Source organism: Stieleria tagensis (assembly GCF_024129865.1).
In the GTDB taxonomy this organism is placed as follows: Bacteria; Planctomycetota; Planctomycetia; order Pirellulales; family Pirellulaceae; genus Stieleria; species Stieleria tagensis.
In genome coordinates this window covers 1-23,889 of the sequence record NZ_JAMYFE010000134.1, presented here as the reverse complement: position 1 = coordinate 23,889, position 23,889 = coordinate 1, and the positions used below count along the sequence as shown (strand labels likewise).

Annotated in this window: 16 protein-coding genes; 9 read left to right on the top strand and 7 right to left on the bottom strand. The window is 57.0% G+C overall.

Annotation, left to right across the window (positions count from 1 at the left end; translation table 11 throughout):
- Positions 1–140: 140 nt before the first annotated feature.
- The 5 genes from NHH03_RS25865 to NHH03_RS25845 all read right to left on the bottom strand — a co-directional run bounded on the left by NHH03_RS25865 (position 141) and on the right by NHH03_RS25845 (position 8,282).
- Positions 141–2,765, bottom strand: coding sequence for a c-type cytochrome (locus tag NHH03_RS25865; RefSeq protein WP_253161243.1), 2,625 nt, complete (start codon positions 2,763–2,765; stop codon positions 141–143).
- A 40-nt stretch (positions 2,766–2,805) separates the two neighbouring features.
- A complete protein-coding gene (locus NHH03_RS25860) occupies positions 2,806–4,260 on the bottom strand; it encodes a DUF1501 domain-containing protein (RefSeq protein ID WP_253161241.1) in 1,455 nt (484 codons plus the stop codon).
- Positions 4,244–5,818, bottom strand: a complete 1,575-nt coding sequence (locus tag NHH03_RS25855; protein ID WP_253161239.1) for a sialate O-acetylesterase — start codon at positions 5,816–5,818, stop codon at positions 4,244–4,246. The genes NHH03_RS25860 and NHH03_RS25855 overlap by 17 nt, the downstream gene beginning before the upstream one ends.
- An 83-nt stretch (positions 5,819–5,901) precedes the next feature.
- Positions 5,902–7,026 carry a carboxylate-amine ligase gene (locus NHH03_RS25850; protein WP_253161237.1) on the bottom strand — a complete coding sequence of 375 codons (1,125 nt, stop codon included), beginning with the start codon at positions 7,024–7,026 and terminating at the stop codon, positions 5,902–5,904.
- On the bottom strand, positions 7,023–8,282 hold the full coding sequence (locus NHH03_RS25845) for a M20 metallopeptidase family protein (protein ID WP_253161235.1): 1,260 nt from the start codon (positions 8,280–8,282) through the stop codon (positions 7,023–7,025). Before NHH03_RS25845 ends, NHH03_RS25850 begins: the two co-directional genes overlap by 4 nt.
- 316 nt (positions 8,283–8,598) lie before the next feature.
- Between NHH03_RS25845 and NHH03_RS25840 the strand changes: the two genes are divergently transcribed.
- From NHH03_RS25840 to NHH03_RS25805, 8 genes are all read left to right on the top strand, one after another.
- Positions 8,599–9,654, top strand: a complete 1,056-nt coding sequence (locus NHH03_RS25840) for an NAD-dependent epimerase/dehydratase family protein (RefSeq protein WP_253161233.1) — start codon at positions 8,599–8,601, stop codon at positions 9,652–9,654.
- 161 nt (positions 9,655–9,815) lie between these two features.
- Positions 9,816–10,211: a PilZ domain-containing protein gene (locus NHH03_RS25835; protein ID WP_253161231.1), complete on the top strand. Its 396-nt coding sequence runs from the start codon at positions 9,816–9,818 to the stop codon at positions 10,209–10,211.
- 113 nt (positions 10,212–10,324) lie between these two features.
- Complete coding sequence (locus NHH03_RS25830; RefSeq protein ID WP_253161229.1) at positions 10,325–11,092, top strand: rhomboid family intramembrane serine protease; 768 nt, start codon at positions 10,325–10,327, stop codon at positions 11,090–11,092.
- Between the two features lie 135 nt (positions 11,093–11,227).
- On the top strand, positions 11,228–11,953 hold the full coding sequence (locus tag NHH03_RS25825) for a 3-keto-disaccharide hydrolase (protein ID WP_253161227.1): 726 nt from the start codon (positions 11,228–11,230) through the stop codon (positions 11,951–11,953).
- Between the two features lie 19 nt (positions 11,954–11,972).
- A complete protein-coding gene (locus NHH03_RS25820) occupies positions 11,973–12,467 on the top strand; it encodes a cell division protein FtsH (protein ID WP_253161225.1) in 495 nt (164 codons plus the stop codon).
- Between the two features lie 119 nt (positions 12,468–12,586).
- On the top strand, positions 12,587–13,600 hold the full coding sequence (locus NHH03_RS25815; protein ID WP_253161223.1) for a DUF1559 domain-containing protein: 1,014 nt from the start codon (positions 12,587–12,589) through the stop codon (positions 13,598–13,600).
- Positions 13,601–13,666: 66 nt separating this feature from the next.
- Positions 13,667–17,209 carry a family 16 glycoside hydrolase gene (locus NHH03_RS25810; RefSeq protein ID WP_253161221.1) on the top strand — a complete coding sequence of 1,181 codons (3,543 nt, stop codon included), beginning with the start codon at positions 13,667–13,669 and terminating at the stop codon, positions 17,207–17,209.
- A 65-nt stretch (positions 17,210–17,274) separates the two neighbouring features.
- A complete protein-coding gene (locus NHH03_RS25805) occupies positions 17,275–18,774 on the top strand; it encodes a PQQ-dependent sugar dehydrogenase (RefSeq protein ID WP_253161219.1) in 1,500 nt (499 codons plus the stop codon).
- Positions 18,775–19,031: 257 nt separating this feature from the next.
- Here the strand turns inward: NHH03_RS25805 and NHH03_RS25800 are convergent, their stop codons facing one another.
- Positions 19,032–19,484, bottom strand: a complete 453-nt coding sequence (locus NHH03_RS25800; RefSeq protein ID WP_253161217.1) for a ferritin-like domain-containing protein — start codon at positions 19,482–19,484, stop codon at positions 19,032–19,034.
- Positions 19,485–19,688: 204 nt separating this feature from the next.
- Here NHH03_RS25800 and cutA point away from each other — a divergent pair, with 204 nt between their 5' ends.
- Positions 19,689–20,021, top strand: coding sequence for a divalent-cation tolerance protein CutA (gene cutA / locus NHH03_RS25795; protein ID WP_253161215.1), 333 nt, complete (start codon positions 19,689–19,691; stop codon positions 20,019–20,021).
- 41 nt (positions 20,022–20,062) lie between these two features.
- Here the strand turns inward: cutA and NHH03_RS25790 are convergent, their stop codons facing one another.
- Entirely contained in the window at positions 20,063–23,287 is a 3,225-nt protein-coding gene (locus NHH03_RS25790) for an organic solvent tolerance protein OstA (RefSeq protein ID WP_253161214.1), read from the bottom strand.
- Between the last annotated feature and the right edge of the window lie 602 nt (positions 23,288–23,889).

Genomic DNA, 23,889 nt, shown 5'->3' with positions numbered 1-23,889 from the left:
CTGGGGGACATACCAGGGGAAGGGGGTTTTTTAGCTGCGCGGGGACCGCCAGGCCAAGCACTTGCTACTATTTGGAGCCGGATGTTAAAAGGAACATGCCACTGTCGCCGAGCGACGACGCAGCGAGTTCCCCCGCTTCATCACTCTGATTTTGGTGGCACCGGTTTTTCAAAGAAACGGTGGTTGCGGTCAGCACCACTGAGGACATAGGCCACCAGGTCCAGCACCTCGTCTTCGGTGAGCGGTGCGAGCAGTTTTTCTGGCATCGCTGATGTCTTTGACGTTTCAAACACTTCGATCGTGTTGCGATCGATCGACACGCGTTGATTGGGGTCTGTCAAATCGGTGTTCAACGTGACGGTGTCGCCTTTCAGGTTGACCACCACACCGGTATGAATCCGACCTTCATCGGTCAGCACCCGAACCGCCGAGAACTGTTCGTTGATAACTTTGCTGGGGTTGATGATTTGATCCAAAAAATCATGCGGCGAGTACCGTCGGCCGGCGCTGCTGAGATCAGGGCCGGTCATGCCGCCCTGGTTGTCGAACCGGTGACAGGCGTAACAACCGGTCGCGGCAAACATCTTGCGCCCTTGTTGGAAATCGCGACCAAGAAGCTTGCTTGTGGCTGCGGCTGACAACGTGTCAAGCGTCCAATCATTCAACGTTCGTCCGGCAAAGACCTGACCTAAATTCTCCAGCACGGATTTGCGCTGCGGTTCTTTGGCCAACAATTCGGCTAGCTCGCTTTTTTCCTGATCGGTCAGCGTCGCCAAAGCATCGCGGCGAATAAACGAGATGAATTTTTCAAAACTCGCGCCCCCGCGATAGTTGGCTGCTTTCAACAACCATTGCAAATAGCGTTCACGCATCGGAATCGTCCATCCGGCACGCAACATTCGCAGTGATCGAGCGTACTCGATTTGTTCTTCTTGCGAAGTGGCTTGATCGAGCAACGCCAGAGTCTTTTCCGCCGCACTGGGTGCCTGCAGGAAGACCAGCGTTTCACACAGCAGCCAATTCAAATCCGCGCTAGCCGCTGGGAAATGCGGATCCAGTTTTTCAACCAGCTCTCTAGCCGTGTCGTCATCGGAAACACCAAAACGGTTCAATGCAATTTCAATGGTGCGGACGAATGTCAGTTGCTGTGAATGATCGAGTTGATCCCAATCGATCGCCAACAGGGCAGCCAGCAGTTTCGCTCGCAGGTCTTGATCGACCGCCGGATCGCCCTCGCCGCGGTGTTGTGGGCAAACCCCGGCGGCGCGGGCCAAGCCCAACAGCGCTTCGACCTGACGGCCCGGATTCGTTTCCCCAAGTGCCTTGTCGGTCCATTGGTCAATTGGCTGATGCTCGATTGCCGTTCGGGCGGCTAAGCGAATCACGCGGTCCGGGTCATCCAGTGACTCCCAAGCGAATGGAATCGCATCCGGGTTCGGCAAACCATGAAAGGCTTCCAGGGCATGACGTTTTGCAAACGCCGCGTTGTCTTTGATTGAATCCCCGGTGTCGCTGACCGGTTCGACGGATTCATCTCCGGTGTAAGTCACCCGGTATAGCCCCGACTGCACACGTCGGCCACCGATGGTGAAGTACATCGCGCCATCGGCGGGATGAATGATTGCATCGGTGACCGGCAACGGTGCACCGGTCAAGAATTCTTCTTTGGTGGCGGTGTACGAGGCGCCCTCGGGTTGCAAATGCACGGCATACATTTTACCCCAACTCCAATCCATCGCGAAAAACGCCCGCTGGTACTTGGCGGGGAATTTTGCGCCGTATCCGAACGTCGTTCCGGTTGGCGAACCGGGACCGATGTTTAACGTGGCCGGCCAGGTATCGGGATAAAATCCGGGCCGTTTGCCGGCACCATTGCGCCAGCCAAAATCGGCACCGCTGAGCACATGATTGATCCGTGTGGGTCGGTACCACGACGTGTTAAAGTCGTATTCCATATCAGCATCGTATGTAAACAGTTCGCCATCAAGATTCAGTGAAGCATCGAAGATGTTTCGAAACCCCGTGGCAACCATTTCAAACGTTTTGCCGTCGGGAGAGACGCGATAAATCGTCCCCCCTGGTCCGAGCGCGTCGCGCATGAAGCCTCGGCCATCGGGCAGTCGCGGTAACAAGTGATCTTCACCCCAGATTTCGGGCACCGCTGACGATGCCGCGGTCTCGGTGGGTTTGGTGTTGTTGCCACACACCAAGTAGAACGATTTGCCGTCGGCAGTCGGTACCACAGCGTGCACGCCGTGATCACCGCGGGTCTGCAATTCACGCAGCAATTCGACTTTGTCCAACTGGTCGTCGCCGTCGCTGTCGGTCAGCCGATAGAACCCGCTAGGGATTTTGTTTTCATAATCATTGACGGCCACGTACAACGCATCCATCGCCCACACCATCCCATTGACCGCGCGAATGTCAGCGGGCACCGGTTGCACATCATCGGCCTGCAAACTCTGCCCGGCCGGCGGCGGCGTGATTCGGTACAGGCCGCCGAACTGGTCGCTGACGATCAGACGCTGTTTATTGTCGACGCACAAATTGACCCAAGACCCTTGCTGGTCGCCGGGCACCGAATAGATCAGTTCGACTTGAAAGTCCTTGGCCGTGGTGATGCGGTCGACTGGCGTCGCAATGTTTCCGCGCAGTGCGGGGTCGGCATCGTCCGTTGTGGTTTTGTTGTCCTGTGCGGTCGCTAAAGTGGCGATCAGGCAACTGGCCGTGACGAGTGCAAGGAGTGGTGTTCGAAGAAATCGCATGGTGATGGTGGTGAGAGGGAAGACTGGAGAACCGTCGCGGCTACATCAAGATATCGTGGATTACGTTGCCATAGTCCATTTCGAGTCGTTTGTGTCCAGAGACATTCATTCGGTGGGGGTGCAGCCCCAATTGGTGCAACAGCGTGGCGTGCACATCGGTGACGTAGTGCGGGTTTTCAACCGCGTGAAATCCGATTTCGTCCGTTGCGCCGTGCGCGACACCGCCTTTGATTCCGCCGCCAGCCATCCAGACACTGAATCCGAACGGATGGTGGTCACGTCCATCGGCACCCTGTGACCCCGGCGTGCGGCCGAACTCGGTGGCGAACACGACCAGAGTTTCATCCAGCATGCCGCGTTGTTTCAAATCTTGAATCAATCCGGCGATCGGTCGGTCGACTTGCATCGCCAATTCGGAGTGCTTTGATTTTAGCGACGAGTGTTGGTCCCAAGCACCGGCCGCACCGTCACCGTGCATGATTTGAATGAACCGTACACCCTGTTCGGCGAAGCGTCGAGCCGCCAACAGTTGTTCGCCAAAGGGACGCGTTTCCTTTTGATCGAAGCCGTACAACTTTTTCGTGGCTTCCGTTTCGGTGTCAAATCGGATCACATCAGGCACAGCCGTTTGCATCCGGAACGCCAGTTCGTAGGACTTGATGCGGGCGTCCAATTCGGCGTCGTGGGGATACTGCTGTCCGGCAAGCCGGTTCAGACGTCGGACCAGATCAAATCCGATCCGTTGCTCAGCGGGGGTCACATCGCCTTCGGGTCGCGCATAGTCGAGTGGATTTTTCGGATCCACTTTCAGCCGCACACTGTCGTAGGCCGGTCCAAGATAGTGCCCATCGCGTTTGTCGAAAAAACGCGGTCCCATACAAATGAATTGCGGCAGGTTGTCGTTCAGTGATCCGAGCCCATAGTTGATCCAGGCTCCGATCGTGGGAACACGCGGATCCAGCATGTGCCGACCGGAGTGAAACTGGACCTGCGCACCATGGTTGTCGTCGGTGGTCCACATCGACCGGATCACTGCCAGGTCATCGACACAGGATCCGATATGCGGAAACCAGTCGCTGATTTCAATTCCACTTTGACCGTGTTTGCGAAATCCGACCTGCAACGGGTACAGTTTATTTCGCTGTTGACCGTTGGCATCATTGACCACAACGACGCGAACACGCTTGAGTTTTTCCGGATCTTGAACGTCGGCAAACGGTGTGTCGGGGATTGTTTTTCCGGCATATTGGGTGAGGGCCGGTTTCGGATCAAAGCTCTCCATGTGGCTGACCCCGCCACGCATGAACAACCAGATCACGTTTTTGGCTTTGGGCGCAAAATGTGGCAAGCCATTGGGTAAATCACTGGGCAATCCCAATTCGGCCGCCGCAGATTCTGCGACGCCGGAATCGCCGGCCAACATCGACTGCAAAGCCAGCGCGCCAAAGCCCAAACCACCACGCAGCGCCTGGCGTCGATCAATCGCGGGAAACATGAACATCATCCCAAGCGTCGGTACGGAAAATAGACGCCGGCAAGCCTTCGCTGTTGACCAGGTTGGCGCCTTCAGGATTGGATGCCCAGGCATAACGCACGGCGAGTGGGTTTGGCACGTCGGGACTGCTTACCAACACATGATCGACACCATCCACTTTGGCTTCGGCCCAGTGCCAGACGCGGTCGTTGCCGGCGATTTCAAAACGTTTCAGCGGTTCGCCGTCACGTGATTTCAATCCCTCGCCGGCTTGATCGAAACGGACTCGAATCGCGCCGTCGGTGATGCCACTGGATTGGTACAGCGGTCCACTGTAGATACCGAGACGCCCGTAATCTTTGGCCAGCGCCCAGCGGGCCAGACGCTCACCGGGATCTTGCTTGTTTTTGGGGTGAATGTCATTGGCTTCGCCGACGTCATTGATGATCGCCATCCCAGTCTTTGGCGTGGTCGACAACACCAATCGCATCCGATCTTGCAACAGCGCCCAAGGGTCGGCGGCACCGGGTTTGGTCGACGGGGCACGAAAGTTTGCCAATTGAACGTAGTAGAACGAAAAATCGTTACCCCAACGTTGACGCCAATCACGGATCATCAAGGGCAGTGTTTTGTCATAGGGAACCGCACCCGGCTTCGCGTTGGCTTCGCCCTGGTACCAGATCGCGCCGCGGATCGCATAACCGACGAACGGATGGATCATGGAATTGAACAACACACCCGGCTTGCCCTCGGTATCCAGTGGACGTTTCGGCGCGGCGGGCTTGCGAGGTGCGCGACCGCGCTGCCCCGCTGGTTTGGCGCTGCGTTGGTCGACGGCGGTTTTCCATTGCTGCAAACGTTTTTGGAAAGCCTGGTCGGCTTTGTCGGGGTCATAGGCTTTGTCGGCAGCCACGGACGCTTTGACCAAGGCAGCCGTTGCCGGCAACCTTTCCAGCGCCTCGCGACTGGTGAATGTTTCAACCGGCTTACCGCCCCATGCCGACTTGATCACGCCGATCGGCACGCCGAGTTCCTGGTGCAGCTTTCTGGCAAAGAAAAATGCGACAGCTGAATAGCCCGGTGCCGTGTCGGGACTGCAGAGTGTCCACTGGCCACCGATGTCGTCCTGGGGCTCGACCGCGGTCACGGTCGGTGCGTTAAACATGCGGATTTCTGGAAAGTTTGCCTGGGCGATCACGTCGGCATAGGCCGGAACGCGATTCATCGTGAACACCATGTTGGATTGGCCCGATGCGAACCAGACTTCGCCGACCAACACGTCTTTGATCGTCAACCGGTCGCTGCCACTGGTGATCACCAGTTCGCCGCCTTCGGCTGACGCCGGGCCACTGGCAATGTGCAACCGCCAGCGGCCATCCGAACCGGCCTTGACAGTGCGTGACTGACCTTTGAATTGCAAACGCACCTCGGCACCTGGCGTCGCCGATCCCCAGAGGGCCACCTCGCGATCGCGTTGCAAGACCATGTGATCACTAAAGAAGTGGGGGACCGAAAGCGCCGCCGGCAAAACCGCGGGGCAAACCAGACCCAGAGCCAACGTGAACAGAAATCGGTACATAGCGTGTCGGTGGGATAGTAGGCAGGCATGGAAAGTCATCCGCCGGACGAGCACCCGTCGCGGCGGACCGGATGCCCACCAGTCTAACTCAATTCGATCTGCGACTGTCGCATCAACTGCTGGACGATTTGCCGCGGCTGGTCGGTTTTGTCCAGGATGTCGCGTTGGCGATCGGCCCAACTGACCCCGGTGGCAATTTCACGAACAAACAACAATTCGCTTTCGCACCCCAGTTCTTGCGCGACCCCACGCAACTGATCAACCAGGCGGTTGGCGATTTCCGGCACCGTCTTCTCGGAATAGTCGAACGTATCGACCAGGGTTGCCTGCAATCCAAACCGTGCTGCACGCCACTTATTTTGCCGCACCATCATCGGGTGGCAATCGAATTGATAGGTCCCCTCGTCGATTTCGTCGCTCAGGAATTTGACCAGACACTGGATCAACGCGGCCAACCCACAGACGTGGTCTAGATTTCCGGGGATGTCACACATCCGGACTTCCACGGTGCCAAAATTGTGGTGCGGGCGGACGTCCCACCAGATCTCGCGAATCGTGTTGATGAAACCCGTTTCCTCCATGTGATTGACCAACCACACATATTCGCTCCAGTTCCGCATCAGCGTCGGCAATCCGGCGGTCGGCAAGCCTTCCATGACTTTGGAGCGATGGGAATGCAGTCCGGTATCACGGCCTTCCCAGAACGGGCTGCTGGCCGAAAGCGCCAACAGAGTCGGCAGGTGTTGCATGATGCGATCACAGATCATCACGGCTTTGTCACCCGAATCGACGCCGACATGCACGTGCAACCCGTTGGTGATCAATCGCCGCGCCATCTCCTGCAACAAGTTCACCAGATCCAGATAGCGTTGGTCGTCGGTGACGACCTGGTCTTGCCAATGGCTAAATGGATGTGTCGCGCCCCACCACAGCCCCAATCCCAGTCGCTCGGCGCACTGTTGGACGACGACCAGTTTAGATGACAGGTCCGATCGTGCTTGGGAAACATCCTGGCAAACACAACTGATGATTTCGATGCTTGACTGCATCAATTCATGTTTACAGGCTGATGCGAATGGCGGCGGTACAGCAGCCAACAACTCATTGCTGCGATTGGCCAGCGAAAAAGTTTCCCCATCGACAACAGCCAGTTCCAATTCGACCCCGACCGAGGGTGATGAATTGGAGTGAAAACCAAACTTGCTCATGCCGGGTCCGGTTGAAAATGGTTGATGACACTGGCCGCGAACAATTTCACGGCAAGTGCAATGGCGTGTTCGTCGACATCAAACAACGCGGTGTGCAGCGGCGCGGCGCCGACCTGATCACCGGCCACCCCCAAGCGGAACATTGCCCCGGGGACATGTTCCAAATAGAACGAAAAATCTTCGCTACCCATACTGGGGACTTCGATCCAATCCACAGCGGCCGGGTCCAAGACCTGTACGGCCGAGCGATGCAATAATTCTGTCAGCGACGTGTCGTTGATCACCGCCGGGGCGGACATACCCAACGTTAGTTTCACCTCGCATCCGGTCTCGCGTGAAATCGCGTCGCCCAAATCATCTAGTATTTCAAGTGCCAACCGCCGGGCATCGGTATTCAAAGTGCGTAGCGTGCCAAATAGCTTGGCCGTGTCGGGGATCACATTGGCGCTGTGGCCGGCTTGGATCTTGCCAACTGAAAACACAACCGTTTGATGGGGATCGATAGCGCGATAGATCCGCCGATAGGCCGACTGGACCCAACGTGTGCAGGCATCGATCGGGTCTTTGGTCAGATGAGGTCGCGCGGCATGCCCGCCTTTGCCGTGAAAACAAACCTCCAACAGATCACATCCAGCCGTCAGGGCACCCTGTCGCAATCCCACACAACCGACTTGACGCGTGGGATCGACGTGCAAGGCCAAGATCGCATCGACATCGGCCAACGCGTGGTGATGAATCATATACCGCGCCCCTTGGGCGGTTTCCTCGGACGGTTGCAAAATGGCACGGACGGCAATCGGCCAGGGCAACTGACCGAGTCGGCGAAGCCGTGCGAGCAGTTGCATGGTGCCGACCACAACGGTGGCATGAACATCGTGGCCACAGGCATGCATTACCCCGTCGACCGTGCTGCAGTAGGGCACCGATTTTTCATCGGTAATCGGCAATGCATCGATATCACCACGGATGGCGATGCGGGGCCGATCCGCCAATTTGAGGTCGGTGATCAAATCCGCAGTCAACCCGCGGCCTTCACCCGCCAATCGAATCGGAAGATCAAGTTCGGACAACTGAGTCCGCAGGAAACTGGTCGTCAGCGTTTCCTGGTTGGACAATTCTGGGTGCTGGTGCAAGTGACGACGCATTGCGATCCAGCCACCATTGAGTTCTTCGGCGGCCTGGTCGATCGCGGCGACCCACGGCGGCTCGGTCAACGCAGCAGTCGGCGCAGCAGAGTGCGGAGGAGTTCCGGACATCAAACGCTCTGGGCCACACGTGCAGGTTTCGCGGCACGCTCACAGTGGCATTGCCAGCGAGGGATCGAGTGCAGAATGAGTGGCATAGGATCGTTCGTAACCACTGGCGCGGTCCCGTTGAGCTGAATCGAGATAAGTTTTGGCAAAGAAAGTAAAAACGTGTGGTCGACATCCTTGGATAAGGATACTGCTTCGACCTACGACAATCAAACTTTCACAGGTTCGCCAACCAGATCACACGTCTCGTTGGAACCTCACGTCGCAAACTCTATGCTGGGTGTCAACCTCACTTATTCGTCACGGACATTATTGATTCATGCGTGTCATCATCACAGGTTCCAGTGGTTTAATCGGATCGGCTGCCGTGCGTCATTGGGATGCCTTGGGCGCTGAAGTGATCGGGATCGACAACGACATGCGGGCGGAGTTCTTTGGGCCCCAGGGCAGCACACGCTGGAACCAGGAACGGCTGGAATCAGAGACTCGGGATTTTCGCTCGGTGGCGATCGACATTCGCGACCGCGAGCGGATATTGGATCTGTTCCAAAATGAACCGCCGAACTTGATCATTCACTGTGCGGCCCAACCCTCACATGACAAAGCCGCGGAGATCCCGCTACTGGATTTTGACGTCAATGCCGGTGGCACCCTGAACCTGTTGGAAGCAACCCGCCGACATGCGCCCGAAGCGGTGTTCTGTCACATGAGCACCAACAAGGTCTACGGGGATGCTCCAAACGAATTGCCGCTGCAGGAACGACAAACTCGCTGGGACTATGCACGCGGCGAAGACTACCAGGGGATCAATGAATCCTGTCGCATCGACCAAACCATGCACTCACTGTTTGGCGCCAGTAAGACCGCAGCGGATGTCTTGGCACAAGAGTACGGCAGATACTTTGGGTTAAAGACCGGGATCTTTCGTGGCGGCTGTTTGACCGGGGCCGGGCACAGCGGGGTCGAGCTGCATGGTTTTCTAAGCTACTTGGTGCATGTTGCCGTGACGGGAAAGCCGTATACGATTTTTGGATACAAGGGCAAACAAGTTCGCGACCAGATCGAGTGCAGCGACGTCGTCAAAGCGTTTGAAGCGTTCGCCCGAAACCCCCGTCCTGGCCAGGTGTACAACATCGGGGGCGGCCGCCAAAACGCCGCCAGTGTGTTGGAGTGCATCGAGATGATTCGCGAGATCAGCGGCTATCGCGTCGACTATCAGTTGAGCGATCAGAATCGCAAAGGCGACCATATTTGCTACATCAGCGACCTCAGCAAGCTGCGCAGCGATTACCCCGATTGGGACATCCGGGTTTCATTCCAAGAAATCTTGACGCAAATGCTCGCCAGCGAACAAGCCAAACAAGATGCCCTCTAGCGGTTGTCTGCGGCGGATCGGCCGTTTCGAAGGCAATCCCCGCTGTCGGGGCAAGCAAAATTCCAGACGTCACGCTGTGGTTTCTTGAGATAGGTTTGAGTGCACACCGTGCCTCGCTTCTCTGCCTGCTCTGTCTTCTCTGTTGAATTTGGGGATCAATCATGACTCCACCGACCACTTCTGAAACCTCTGCGGCCCCCGAGACCAGCGCATCCGATGCGGTCGCCGGAGCCTTGCTTCACGGCGTCTTGCACGACGGAGTGGAACGTCGCCAAGACACCCGCATTCCGAGTTCACTGGAAATTGTCGTCCAACCGCTGGACGAACAAATGGAGGAACTGGGAGAGCCGTTTTTCGCCATCACACGGGACATCAGCCAAGGCGGGCTGGCCTACTTGAGTTCAACGTTTGCAGAATTTGAAAACGCGGTCGTGTCACTACGCAAAGGGCTCAGCCCCGGCATCCTGTGTCGTATCTGCAACTGTTCGGTGATTCACACCATCGGGATCGAAAAAGTCTGTTTGACCAACGTGCAGTTTCTGGCGGTCCACCAGTAAGCCGATCGATCGCCCAGCGCAATAGCGGGCGCGGGAACTGGTCTGCCCAGAGGAAAACGATAGGATAGATCACATCGATCTACCCCCGTGAACTCCTTTGGACCGGATTCAGCTTGTTCCCACTGCGAGACAACATTCCCAGCCGCACGACACCGTTTGTGTGCTATTTCATTGTCGCGGCCTGCATGCTGACGTTTTTAATGCAGCTTGCCGACGGCAGTGGCGGCAACAAGATGATTCAGGAATACGGGATGGTGCCGCTACGGATCTCGGCCCCTGACCAGACGCCGATGATTCCGCAGCAAGTGGTTGTGCAAACCACTCGCGGGCCCATGGTCACCGTTGAAAAACGGCCGATGCTGCCGTCAAAGGTCTCGCCTTATTTGACGATCTTGACGTGCATTTTTTTGCACGGCGGTTGGATGCACATCCTGGGGAACATGTGGTTCCTCTATATCTTTGGCGACAACGTCGAAGACCGGTTGGGGCACGTTGGTTTCGCGCTGCTGTATTTGGTCACCGGCTCGCTGGCATCACTGGCACACTACGTGGCCTCACCCGACAGCCCCATCCCAACGGTCGGCGCCAGTGGCGCGATCGCCGGTGTGATGGGCGCCTACGCATGGTTCTATCCCCATGCCAAAGTCCAAGCGGTGTTGCCGCTGATCATCATCTTTCAGATCTTTATCATTCCCGCCCCGGTGTTTCTGGGAATCTGGTTTGTGATCCAGACCGTCAGCGGGGTGATGTCGTCAGGTGCCGAGGCAGCCGGTGTCGCTTGGTGGGCTCACATCGGTGGTTTCGTCGCGGGCGGATTGATCGCCGTGCTGGCCGGCCGTGCGCACCTGGACCGCTCGGCGGTCACCCAGCGACGCTTTTAGAAACACTTCGGAAGCCCGCAAATTGAATTACAATCGGCGCCACGGACGCGTTAGTGATCCAAGCAATGCTCGGCGATCACACCCCGTTTTCTAGATCTCTCATTCTCACACCCCATGTCCAATCCCGGATCCATCATGAATCGTTTCTGCCAGTCGGCCGCTGTTGTTGCCCTCCTAGTCATTGGCCCGGTCTCCAACGGCCAGGCTCAAGAGAAATCCGTTCAGACCGCACCCGAATTGGCGGAATCGATCACGCTGTTCAATGGCAAAGACTTGACCGGCTGGATCGGTCGCGAAGACCTATGGTCGGTCGAGGACGGACAAATCGTTGGACGCACGGTCGCCGAGAAACCGCTGGAGCAAAACACGTTCTTGATTTACACCGGCAGCGAGCCAGGCAACTTTGAATTGACGTTTCAGTTCAAAATTGAAAACACGAACTCCGGCGTCCAGTATCGCAGCAAGATTATCGATCGCGACAAGTTCGTTGTCGGCGGCTATCAAGCCGACATCGATTTCACCAATCGCTTCGCCGGCATTCTGTACGAAGAAAAAGGCCGGGGGATTTTGGCGCAGCGTGGCGAGTCGGTAACGATCGATCAAGCCGGCGAGAAAACGCGTAAAAAATTCGCCGATGGTGCCGCGTTGGGCAACGGCATCCACCCCGGCCAATGGAATGATTATCGCATCGTCGCCAACGGCAATCACCTGCAACACTTCATCAATGAAGCGATGACCGCAGAAGTGATCGACAACCAAACCGACAAATCAGCCTCCTCCGGTGTGCTGGCGTTTCAACTTCACAAAGGTGAGCCGATGGTGGTTCGGTTCAAGAACATCGTGTTGCACCCGGTCAAGTGATCCTGCGGGCGTCAATTGGATGATGGACGACGAGACGCTGACCGCCTATCACGAAGCCGGCCACGCGGTGATCGGTTATGTGATGGGTGGCCAGATCGAGTCGGTCGGACTTTATGCCGAAGCCGACGAGTGGCTGCCAGAACGGTTCGGGGACTGCCACGTCAATTGGGGACGTGTGCACGCCGATAGCGACTGGCAAATCCAGCGTGAGGTGCTGACGATCCTGGCCGGGCCGGTCGCCGAGATGATCTATCGCGGCGAAAAACTGCACCCCGCCAGCTACCCGCCCTGGCAACACGACTGGCATTGGGCCTGGCAACGCGGCGAAAAACTGATCCGGGACCCCGGTGGTCGAGCCGCGCTGTTGGAATCGGTCGTGCTGTGGCTGCACCACCACATGAACGACGATCTGTGCTGGGCCGCGATCGCCGCGGTTTCTGACGAATTGCTAGCCCACGAAACGCTCGATGCAGAACAGTTGGCAGACACGCTGTCGTTCTGGATTCGCAATTAGCCAGACATTGGCGTTGATTTGCCAAACCGGATTGCAATCGCTTATAACTGAACGGACGTTTCAACTACACAGCGGACGTTGGTTTCTAGGTTCAGCCGCAATCACAGGGTTTTCGCGAAATGCCTCTCCGCGCCACTCTGATGCCGACGACGCAGCAATCCAATTCCAATGGCAAAGTCCAGCCACACGCAGCGTTCACGCTGGTGGAATTGCTGGTCGTGATCGCCATCATCGGAATCCTGGTGGGACTGCTGTTGCCAGCCGTGCAGGCGGTTCGCGAATCGGCACGCACCGTTCAGTGTCGCAACCGGCTGAAACAAATCGCGCTGGCCTGCCACAATTACGAATCGGCATTCAAGGAATTACCGGGTTACGGTGGCGAACGACCGGGGTATCTGATCACCCAATACGCTGATCGGCAGCCGTCGCGTCTGGGGGGTGGCACCTGGATCTCACAAGCGATGTTGTATCTGGAACAGGCCAGTTTGGCGTCGGCCATCCACCCCTTGGCACGATCCGCCGGCGTGACCCCGTCGGATCGGATTCGCAAGCTGGTCAGTGCGCCGGTGCAAACATTGAACTGTCCCTCGCGACGTGACGCAGCGGCCTATCCATTGACCGAGCCGTTCAGCAATCGCTACGGCGGCCTGGGTGCGCGAACTGATTATGCGATGAATGGCGGGCCTGCCGAAATCGACGCCACATCACTGGAAAATCCCGACGATAAACCGGCGATTAAATTGACCGGCGATGGCATCTGGGTGCTGGGCCGGCGAACGAAATTCAATCGGATCTTTGATGGTCTGACCCAGACTTACATGGTCGGTGAAAAGGCCATGGATCTGAACAAGCTGGAAACCGGAGATGGTTTCGGCGACCGATCCCCGATCGCCGGCTACCACGGGTCTCAAATCTCGTCGCATTCCTACGTCCGCTATGCGGCCCGCTCGCCACAGATGGATTCGGTGGATAATTGTCTGGAATGTCATGATTTTGGATCAACCCATCCGGCCGGCTGGAACGTCGCCTTTGCCGATGGTCGCGTGGCGACGATGAATTACAGTCTGGATCTACTGATTCACCGGGCACACGCATCAATCGACGGGCGGGAAATCATTCCCTATCGGCATTGAAGCGACGGGTTTGGTGTATGCTGTCGCCGCGCCAAACTCCGTTTCCTACCGATTTAGATTGTTTTCATGCGTGCTGTTACTCTGCTCCGCGTCTGCGTCTATGCCTGGCTATTGGTCTGCTTGCCAACGGGAAGTTTCGCGGAACAACCGATCAACGATCCCGATTTCCAAGTCCAGGGCGAATACGTCGGGCAAGGTCACACGATGCAAGTGATCGCACGTGGCGATGGTGAATTTGCAATCGTGGTTTATGACGGTCACGGCAGCGGAGCTGGAAATTCAACCAACCCGCCACGTCGCTTAGACGGTGACGAAGACACCGTGGCGGAACTGGTCGAAGCATTGGACCTGGAACCCGGCCAACGTAAATCATCTACGTTGGGCGCCCCGCCACCCAGCGGTGCGACAGTCCTGTTTGATGGTAGCCAGGCTTCACTGGCCCATTGGATCAATGGCAAGCTATCGGCCGACGGCGATTTGATCCCCGGGACACAAACCAAGCAACACTTTCGCGATTACACGCTGCATTTGGAATTCCGGACGCCCTGGATGCCCAACGCCAGCGGTCAACAGCGTGGCAATAGCGGTGTCTATCATCAAGGCCGATATGAAACGCAGATTTTGGATTCGTTCGGGCTGGAAGGAGCCGATAACGAAACCGGTGCGATCTACGAAATCAAAGCGCCTGACACGAATGCCTGTCTGCCGCCGATGCAATGGCAAACCTACGACATCGATTTTACAGCCGCGCGATACCAGGCCGACAAAAAAATTGCAGACGCTCGCATCACTGTGCGATTGAACAATGTCACCGTGCAAAACGATGTGGTGATCCCCACCGCCACGCGGGCTGCAAAATTGGCCGAGGGCCCCAGTGACGGCCCGATCTATTTGCAAGACCACGGCAACCCGGTTCGATTTCGCAATATCTGGCTGTTGCCGCGAGACGCCCAGCGCGAAGCCGCTCGACCGATCATCCCAGGATTCGAACGCTTCTTTGCCAACGCCGTGGACGACAAGGGACTGGGCGGCGAATTGCTGATCAGTTCACTCGGATGCACCGCCTGTCATCAAGGTGCGGAAAGCATTCTGCCGGTCAAGCGCGGCCCGGTGTTGTCCGACGTTGCCCAGCGGTTACGTCCCGATGCGGTGCTGGAAATGATCGCCAACCCACACCAGACCAAACGCGGCACGGCAATGCCGGACCCCTGGGCCGGCGCCGACGATGCACAGCGACTGACCGCCGCCAAAGCCCTTGCGAGCTACGTTCTGTTGTCCGGGTCGCCGTCGCAGTTGCTTGATCGCCCGACCCAATCATCGGTCATCAAACGTGGCAAGCAGCTATACCACTCGGTCGGTTGTGTGGCCTGTCATATTGCATTTGACGGCTCCCAAACGCCCGCCTCGACTTCGGTTCCGTTGGGAAAATTGGAATCCAAGTACACCGTCGATTCCCTGGCGCAGTTGATTTCGAACCCACATCAAATCCGCAGCGGTTCACGGATGCCGTCGTTGGTCGGGTCCAGCGATGATGCCTATGCAATCGCCAGCTACTTGACTCGGCGAGTGACCGAACGCAAAAGCAAAGCCAAGTTCAAACGTCAAATCTACAAAGGCGACTGGGACAAGCTTCCGGACTTTGACCAACTGACACCGATTTCAGTGGACGAAGTTTCTACGTTGGAAATCAAGCGGAAAGCAGATCCCAAACACACCGGGATGGTGTTCGAATCGCAACTGTTGATCCGCAGCGCAGGTGAGTACGAGTTCTTTTTGCAAAGTGATGACGGGGCACGACTGTTCGTCGGAACAAACGTCATCGACCACGACGGTATCCATCCCAACACAACAAAAAGCGAAACGTTCGCATTGGAGCCCGGTCTCCATCAGGTGCGTGTCGAGTGGTTCAACAAAGCCGGCGAAATCGATTTGCAAGTGCGCGTCAATGATCCACTGCTGGGAACGTTACCGCTGCACGACATGATTTCAGATGGCAACACGGACCAAGGACCGCTGCTGGAAAATCGATTCCAGCCTGATCCGAATCTGGCATCACAGGGAAAACGGCTGTTTCAAACGGCTGGCTGTGCATCTTGCCACGCATTCCAATCAATCCAGCCCACACCGTCGAGCGCTCCCGCCCTGGCCGACCTGCGCAGCGATCGTGGTTGCATGGCAGCGGAGGTTCAATCGCCCGCGGTGGACTTTTTGCTCTCACGTAAACAGTCCTTGGCGATCGCCCGAGCGATCGAATTGCGAAAACAACACCGATCCCAGACGACGGTGACGGACGATCACGACCGGGTGCATTTGATGATGGCCGGATTGAATTGTTATGCCTGTCACCGTCGCGGCGAAATCGGCGGGCCGGAACCCACACGCGATTCCATTTTCCAAACCACGACAAAAGAAATGGGCTGGGAAGGCCGTTTGCCGCCACCCCTGGATGGTGTCGCTGACAAATTGAACGCCAAGTACCTAGGCAAGATCTTGGCCGATGGGGCTCACCAACGTGCTTACATGTTGACACGGATGCCAGGTTTTGGTGCCGATGCGCTACAACCCCTGCAGGACAGTTTGACGCGATTGGATCAACAGCAAACCAAGGTGACCGTGCCGCCGCACTGGCCATCGAGTGTTCCCGACGGCCGCAAACTAGTCGGCGGCAACGGGCTGTCCTGCATCAAATGCCATTCCTATGACAACGTCACCGGCGGCGGACTGGGTGTGATTGATTTGCTGGCCATGCCCGATCGCTTGCGCCGCGATTGGTTCGCTCGCTACTTGAAAGACCCGACACGCTATCGTCCCGGCACACGAATGCCGAATAGTTTCCCCGACGGCCGCAGCGCATTCACCAAACTGTACGACGGCGATCCGGACAAACAGATCGCCGCGATGTGGGACTACTTACAGGCTGGCAAATCGGTCAAAGAACCAGCCGGCTTGCGACCCGGGGCGATCCTGTTGACGGCTGCCGAGCGACCACGGATCTACCGCAACTTCTTTGAAGACGTTTCGGGCCGTGGGATCGCGGTGGGCTATCCGGGAGGCCTGAATTTGATTTGGGATGCCGAGCGGATGGGACTGAACAAAGTCTGGAAGCACGAGTTCATTGATGCCGCCCGCCATTGGACCGGTCGTGGACAGGGTCGAACCACACCGGCCGGTGACCAGGTCAACGGATTGGAACCGTGGACGCCATTGGCCATCGGCGACACCCTGGAGATGACGTGGCCGAGTGATTCGGGGCGTGAGCGCGGTTATCGTTTCCTGGGCTATCGCTTGGACACCGAGGGCAACCCGACATTCCGCTATCGAATCGGTGACATCACCATTAACGATTCCATTGCACCGGCCGGCGAGAACGCGTTGATGCGGACACTGACAGTCTGGCGCCCCAGTGATCGCAACGATGCAGGTGTCATTTGGCGGTTGGCACGGGCTGAAAAGATCGAAGTGGTCGACGGCGGATTTCAAATCGGCGCAGTCCGGATCTCCATCGAAAATGCCAACCCCAAGATCATTGCGATCGAAAACCAATCCGAACTTCGCTTGGCATTGCCGCCGGGAGAATCGGTGACGGTGACCGAACGAATTCAATGGTGAACGAACCGATCAGGCAGCTGATTCAACCCAAACAACGAAAACACAAACCCTCCTACGATTCTTTCATGACGATCTATCATTCCTTGGCCATCGTGATCGCACTGTGTTTCAACCTGTTGGTCAGCACGGTCGCTCTCGCTCAATCGGCGGATCGGAAACAAACCGGTCCAAAAGAGGCGGACTATTACCCGATCACCAGCTTTGAAACGCCGCTGGGCGAAGTGATCGAAGCCAGCGGTTTTCAATTGATGCCGGATGATTCGCTGATCGTTTGCAGTCGCCGCGGTGATCTGTTTCGCATTCGAGATCCATTTGCCCAGACCGTTGGCGCTGACCAGTTCTCGGTCTATGCACGGGGACTGCATGAACCCCTTAGTTTGGCTTGGCATGATGGGTGGCTTTACGCAACCCAACGCGCGGAAGTCACACGGATGCGTGATGAAGACGGCGATGGTGCCGCGGATGTGTTCGAAACGGTGGCCGATGGCTGGGGCGTTTCGACCGACTACCACGAATACGCGTTTGGTTCAAAATTGGATGCCGATGGAAACCTGGTTGTCACGCTCTGTTTGACCGGTTCGTTCAACAGTGACGTGCCCTATCGCGGTTGGGCGATGAAGATCACGCCGGATGGCCAGACATTGCCGATGACCAGCGGCGTTCGTTCTCCCGGTGGCATGGGAACGGATTCACAAGGGCGACTGTTCTACACCGACAACCAAGGCCCCTGGAACGGAACCTGTGGATTGAAATTGCTGCGGCAAGGCAAGTTCGTCGGCCATCCGGGCGGTTTCAAATGGTATGACGATGCCCAGTCGGTGATGGGCCCTCCGCCAAAGGAACCTGAAAGCGGATCCCGGATGCACACCCAAGCCGATCAGATTCCAGAATTAGAAATGCCCGTCGTCTGGTTTCCTTACGACAAGATGGGCAAGAGCGCATCCGGCATCGCCTGTGACACGACAGGCGGCAAATTCGGCCCCTTCGAAAACCAATTGTTCGTCGCCGACCAATCCAAGAGCACGGTCATGCGTGTGTTTCTGGAAGACATCCAGGGGCACGTGCAAGGTGCCTGTTTCCCGTTTCGATCGGGGTTCGCATCGGGAAATGTCGGCGTCGAAATGACACCCCAAGGTTCGTTGTTTGTGGGCGGCACCAACCGTGGTTGGGGATCCGTTGGCAGCCAACCGTTTGCGATTGAGCGAGTCGATTGGAGCGGCAAGCTGCCGTTTGAAATCTTGGCGATGCGATTGCAGACCGACGGATTCGAACTGGAATTCACCCAGCCAGTTGATCCGCAAACCGCCAGTCAGCTCAGCGGGTACGACTTGCAGACCTACACCTATGAGTATCGCTCGCAGTATGGCAGCCCCGAAGTCGATCACACTCGCCCGACCATCCAATCGGCGACCGTGTCCGAGGACCGTCGCAAAGTCCGCTTGGTCATCGACGGCCTGCAACGCGGCCATGTGCACGAATTGGTGTGCGACCAAATCAAAAACGCCTCGGGGCAATCGTTGTTGCATCCCGAGGCGTATTACACGGCCAGCTATTTGGTGAAGTGAAAGGTAGCCGGGCTTTGCGCGCTGGCGATTACCCACAAGTTTTGTTTGATCACCCGTTAAGTCCCTCGCTGACGCGTTTAGAAGCCAGCGCTTTCACGTCAGGCACTGCTTTTTGGTAACCCGACGCGTCAGCGAGGGATCCCGTCAACCGGCTAAGTCCCTCGCTGACGCGTCGGGTTGCCATTTGTGGGTAATCGCCAGCTTTGCGCGCCCGGTCTTCCTGCCTCACAGAGGCCAGCTACAAAAGCGGCTTGCCACTAGGCCGATCGGCTGTCGGCGCTGCTGCTGGAGGTTGCTTCGCTATTACGCAGCAATTTCGTGAACTCGTCGACGCCCTCTTGTTCCTCTTCCAGGATGTTCTCCAAGAACACGACCAACGGGCGGTTGCCTTCGGCCAACTCCAATGCCTTGGTGTACATCTCGACGGCTTTGGATTCGAATTCCAGACTGTTGCGCAAGATTTCTTGCAAATCGCGAGTCTGTTTGATCTCGTTTCGCGTCACCGCGGGAACGCCACCTAGGCTGGCAATTTTGTCGCCGACCAAGCGGGCATGCCCGAACGATTCTTTGGCGTTGTCGATGAAGGTATCCGCATAGACTTCTCGCCACAGCCCTTCAACAATGAAGCTGGCTTGTGAATACTGGGCAACGCCAGTCCACTCGTGTTTCAAACATTCGTTCAAGTGATCAATGATTTCTTGGTTGCTCATTCTATCTCTCCAGTGGGGATTTGGTTGGTTTGGTGATGTCACAATAGCGCTCAATGGCCCCTTCGGGCAACCGATATTCCGGGGCTAGAACCGTAAATTCGCAAATCAATTGCGATTCAGCTGCTTGTTGAGAACCGTTCAAATCGAGTCGCGACAAGTTGGCTGTTTTATTGAAACCGTTTCTCAATTGCGGCCGATTTACACATGCATGAAACACCCTGCATCCTGGTCTGTCTGACAACCGTCAAAGACGGCGACCAAGCCCGTGCGTTGGCCCAAACGATCCTCGAACACCGCGCCGCGGCCTGTGTGCAAATCGATGGCCCGATCGAGAGCCACTATCGCTGGGAGGGCCGAGACTGCTGCGATCAAGAATACCGCTTGATGATCAAAACCGTCGCTGGCCAAGCGACGGCGCTTCGCGAACTGATCCGCCAGCATCACCCCTACGATCAGCCACAAATCGTGACCCTAAAAAGTATCGATGTGGACGCCGGCTATGCCCAGTGGGTCCAGCAGCAAACGGCGACACAATAAGGCGGGATGAATCACGGGCGAAGCGTCCGGCCGTCGCGGGCCTACTCCAGGCCTTCGATGCCGGGTGGCGGAATCAGACCGCCACCGATGTTGCCCAGGTTCTTGGCGAAGAAGCGTGGCTCAATCAGGAAGCCGACCCCGACGTTTTCGCGGCCCGGGTCAACGATCAAGTTCATTCGTACCAACATCGATTCGCCGATGCGGGTCAAACCGACCGACTGCCCCACATTCCCGATGGCTCCAAAGTCATAGGTGGTACCGCCGGAGAAGATCCATTTTTCATTCAGACGATAGTCGATGGTGGCCCGGAACACGGTGCTACTGATCGGGCCTTCGAGCGACAACAGACCGACGTACAAGTCGCCGACCCCTGGCCGACTGGTGCGCAGACCGGCACTAATCGAGCTCAGACCGTCATCGAAAAAGTCGATGTAGCCGTCACTCAAGATGGAGAATCGATCGCCCAGGTGATAGCGGAAATCGTAAGTCGTCGGGCCAACCGTTTCGCCAAAGTTGTCGCGATCCGCTCTAGGAAACAAGATCGTGCCGACGTCAAACTGCATTAGGTCGACGATCCGCTCTCGCCCCGGTAACCCACGTTTGGTCTGGAAGCGTTGATTCAGTCCCAGACGCAGTTGTTGTAGGTCATCGGCAATCACGTCACTGGGACTGGCCACGCCACTCTGAATGCCTTGTCGAAATGCATAATTGCGTGGATCAAATTGGCTGGGCAGTGTCCCGCCGAACGTGTCGCCGATGAAACGTCGTCGAAATTGTTGTTGGGCGTGGTCGTCCAACGCATCGTACATCGGCAGGTCGTCCAAATTCGTATCACTGTCGGCATACCAATACTCGGCCGTCCAATCGACTTTGTGCGCCAATCCGCGAACGTTCAACAGGCTGCTTTCGATCGTCGGATCGACACGCACCATCGGCAGGTTCATTTGTAGACCGGCTTGTCCCAAGATCCGTGTCAATTCATTCCCGTCGGCTGCTTGCCCGTAATGCGATGCTTCGATCGAACCGACCGGTCGAAAATTGATCGGTCCGACGGGAACACTGATTGCCAGTTGCTGGCGAGTCGATGCGATTACACCCTCGCTGGCAATTTCACCGGGCAAGGTAAAATTGGCGGCCGCTTCGGCCGGGTCTTCGGCAGTGGCGGCGACGTTCAATTTGGAATAAGACGCGTGGCTATGGGATGACCATGTCAGTTTGTCACCAAAAATCGAGCCGCCCAACAGGTAATGGTTCAGCTCCGGCAGTCGCTCGGTTTCTTCGAAGAAATCATTGACTTGAACATTGGCAGCCAAATCAAACAATTGGTTGCGATGGTATTTGCGAAGCCGCAGGCCCGTCCTGCGATCGGCATCTTGATCCCACTCGTTCTCGAGATATTGCTCCAAGAAATTTCGGTCGCTGATCCAACCGAGTTCGGCGATGAACTCCAGATCCGGTCGCAGCAGTTGGCGGTGTAACAGCAGAGCGCGGCCGCGATTTTTCACTTCCGGCGGTACCGACAATCGCCCCTGTCCCAGCCGGTCATTTCCGGAATCGGAGATCCCCCACACGTCCAGTTGCCCTCTGACCGGCCCCGGGTGTCCGAACAATCCCGGCAGATCATAATCCAGTTGGGTGCCCAGCGCAGGCCCGCGGTCGCTGAGGTAATCGGTCGACAATTCCCAGTCGACACCGTCGGGAACGTTTTGAACGCCCAGCAGTTGGAAGATGTCCCAGTCCAACATGACCTGTGTCCCAAACGAATTATCGTTTCCAACCTTGGCATCAGTCAGATAAAAAACGGGACGTTCCAGACTGGTCGAAAAACGTGGCCAATAAAATATCGGCACGCCCCCGACATACACGAAACTGTTGGCGCTGGTCGCAAAGGGTTCGGGATCGGAAACCAATCTTCCGGTGCGAGGATCAACCACGACCCGCTGCCGTTCTTCGTACTGCAATCGCTCGCTCTGTAACCAATAGCGTGGAACACCCATGCGACTGCTGGTGACCGCAGCGTCGAAAGCACGAAAATTTCCATCGGAAACCTGCTGCAATACTTCGGCCTTCAACCGCACCACACCTTGATACTCCGGCACGGTCGTGATCGCTTCGGCATCTAACACCAAGCCGGTTTTTCGGGTGATGTTGTAGTACATCGAATCCGCATAGATCACGCGTTCGCCCTGGCGAAACACGATGTCGCCTTCCAGGTACAACTCGCCTTCGGATGTCGATTGATTTCCGCCGCCACCAAACGGGTTCGACAGGATCGGTACCCAGCCGACGACGCGGTCCGCCGACAGGGTGACCGTGCCGAGATTCATCAATTGCCCATCGGGCATCTGGGTGGTGACGTCACGAATTCGCACGGTCACACCACCACGGGCGACGATCACCGATTCATTGGTTTCTGGTCGTGGCGTGTAAGTGATCACCGGCGGCTGAGAGGCTCCACGGGCGACCAGTTCGAAACTTTGTGTGCCGCCGCCAACGAAAAACTGCATTCCCCCGGTCGTTGCGCCATCTGCGAAAACCATCGGCGGCCCCGGGTCTTCCGCCAACGGCAATCCAGCCGTCTGCGGTGTAGGCTGTGGAGCGGACGGTTGAGGAAGGATTTGAGGAATCAGACGGGGGGCCAACGTGGGAGCCGGGACCGCACTATCCACCGGTGGCGCAATCACCTCCGGCGTCGCGAAGTTGTCCGTCACATTTGGATCGGGAACCGGCTGTGCAAACTGAGTTTGTGCGACGGACTTGTCGAACGTCCCCACCGACTCGATCGAATGAATCGGCAAGAATTCCATTAAAAACGGTCGCTGCGGCGGCTCGCCACGAAACTGCGGCGCCAGCACGACCGGATCGTCTTGGGTCGTCCAGACCACGGTCCGGGGCGTCGGATCGACTTCACCATTGGATTTCAGATGGCCTTCGATCACCAGTCGGTTGCGAACACGACCGCGCGGGCCGTCGGCAACCACCAAAATCGTCTTGGCTTTGATCTCACGGCCGGCGTGTCGGAGCACACAATTGCCCTCGAGCAACGAGGCTTGGGCATCGCCAATCTGCCAGCGATAGACCGTGTCACCACTGGCGCGGATGGCGCTGGCGATGTCCGCCGGCGCAGCCGTTTCGGCTGGTGACGAGGGTGGTTCGGCGGCGGCGGGCTCGGTCGTAAACCATGCCAGCAGGGCAGCGAAAACGATCGCGCGGCCAAGGCACAGCGAGGACCGTGCGAAGTGCGTGAAACCCCAGCGAGCCGTCATGCAGGGCCTGCATGCAGCCGGTTGGAGCAAATCGTTGGTGGCTTCCGTGCCGTCCAAATCTGTGTCGAATCAAGATGCAAGGGAATGAATCCACTACCGGCGCGTACGTTCACCGGCAGTTTTCCAGGCCGATCCTACGAAGTCCAAAGCACTGGTCACAAGCGGAAATTGACCCTGCAAAAAGCGGAATCGCGATGCGGGAGTGGTTCTGGTGAAAGATCCACTCCCTGCGGCTACTGATGCTATCAATTCAGAGGAGTTTTCCAATTGGTGCCACCACCGTTTGTGGGTAATCGACTGAACCCTGGCGGGCCCAGCTACGAAGAGAGAATTCAATTGCCCATTGGTGCCACCCATTGGGAGTGTCGTATGCACTCATTCCCATCACTACGCCAACGGCGTTCAATAGCTTAGAACCTGCTGGAGGCAGGTTCGGCAGGAACCCCGGAGTTTTCCAATTGGTGCACCCACCGTTTGTGGGTAATCGACTGAACCCTGGCGGGCCCAGCTACGAAGAGAGAATTCAATCGCCAATTGGTGCCACCCATTGGGAGTGTCGCATGCACTCAATCCCATCACTACGCCAACGGCGTTCAATAGCT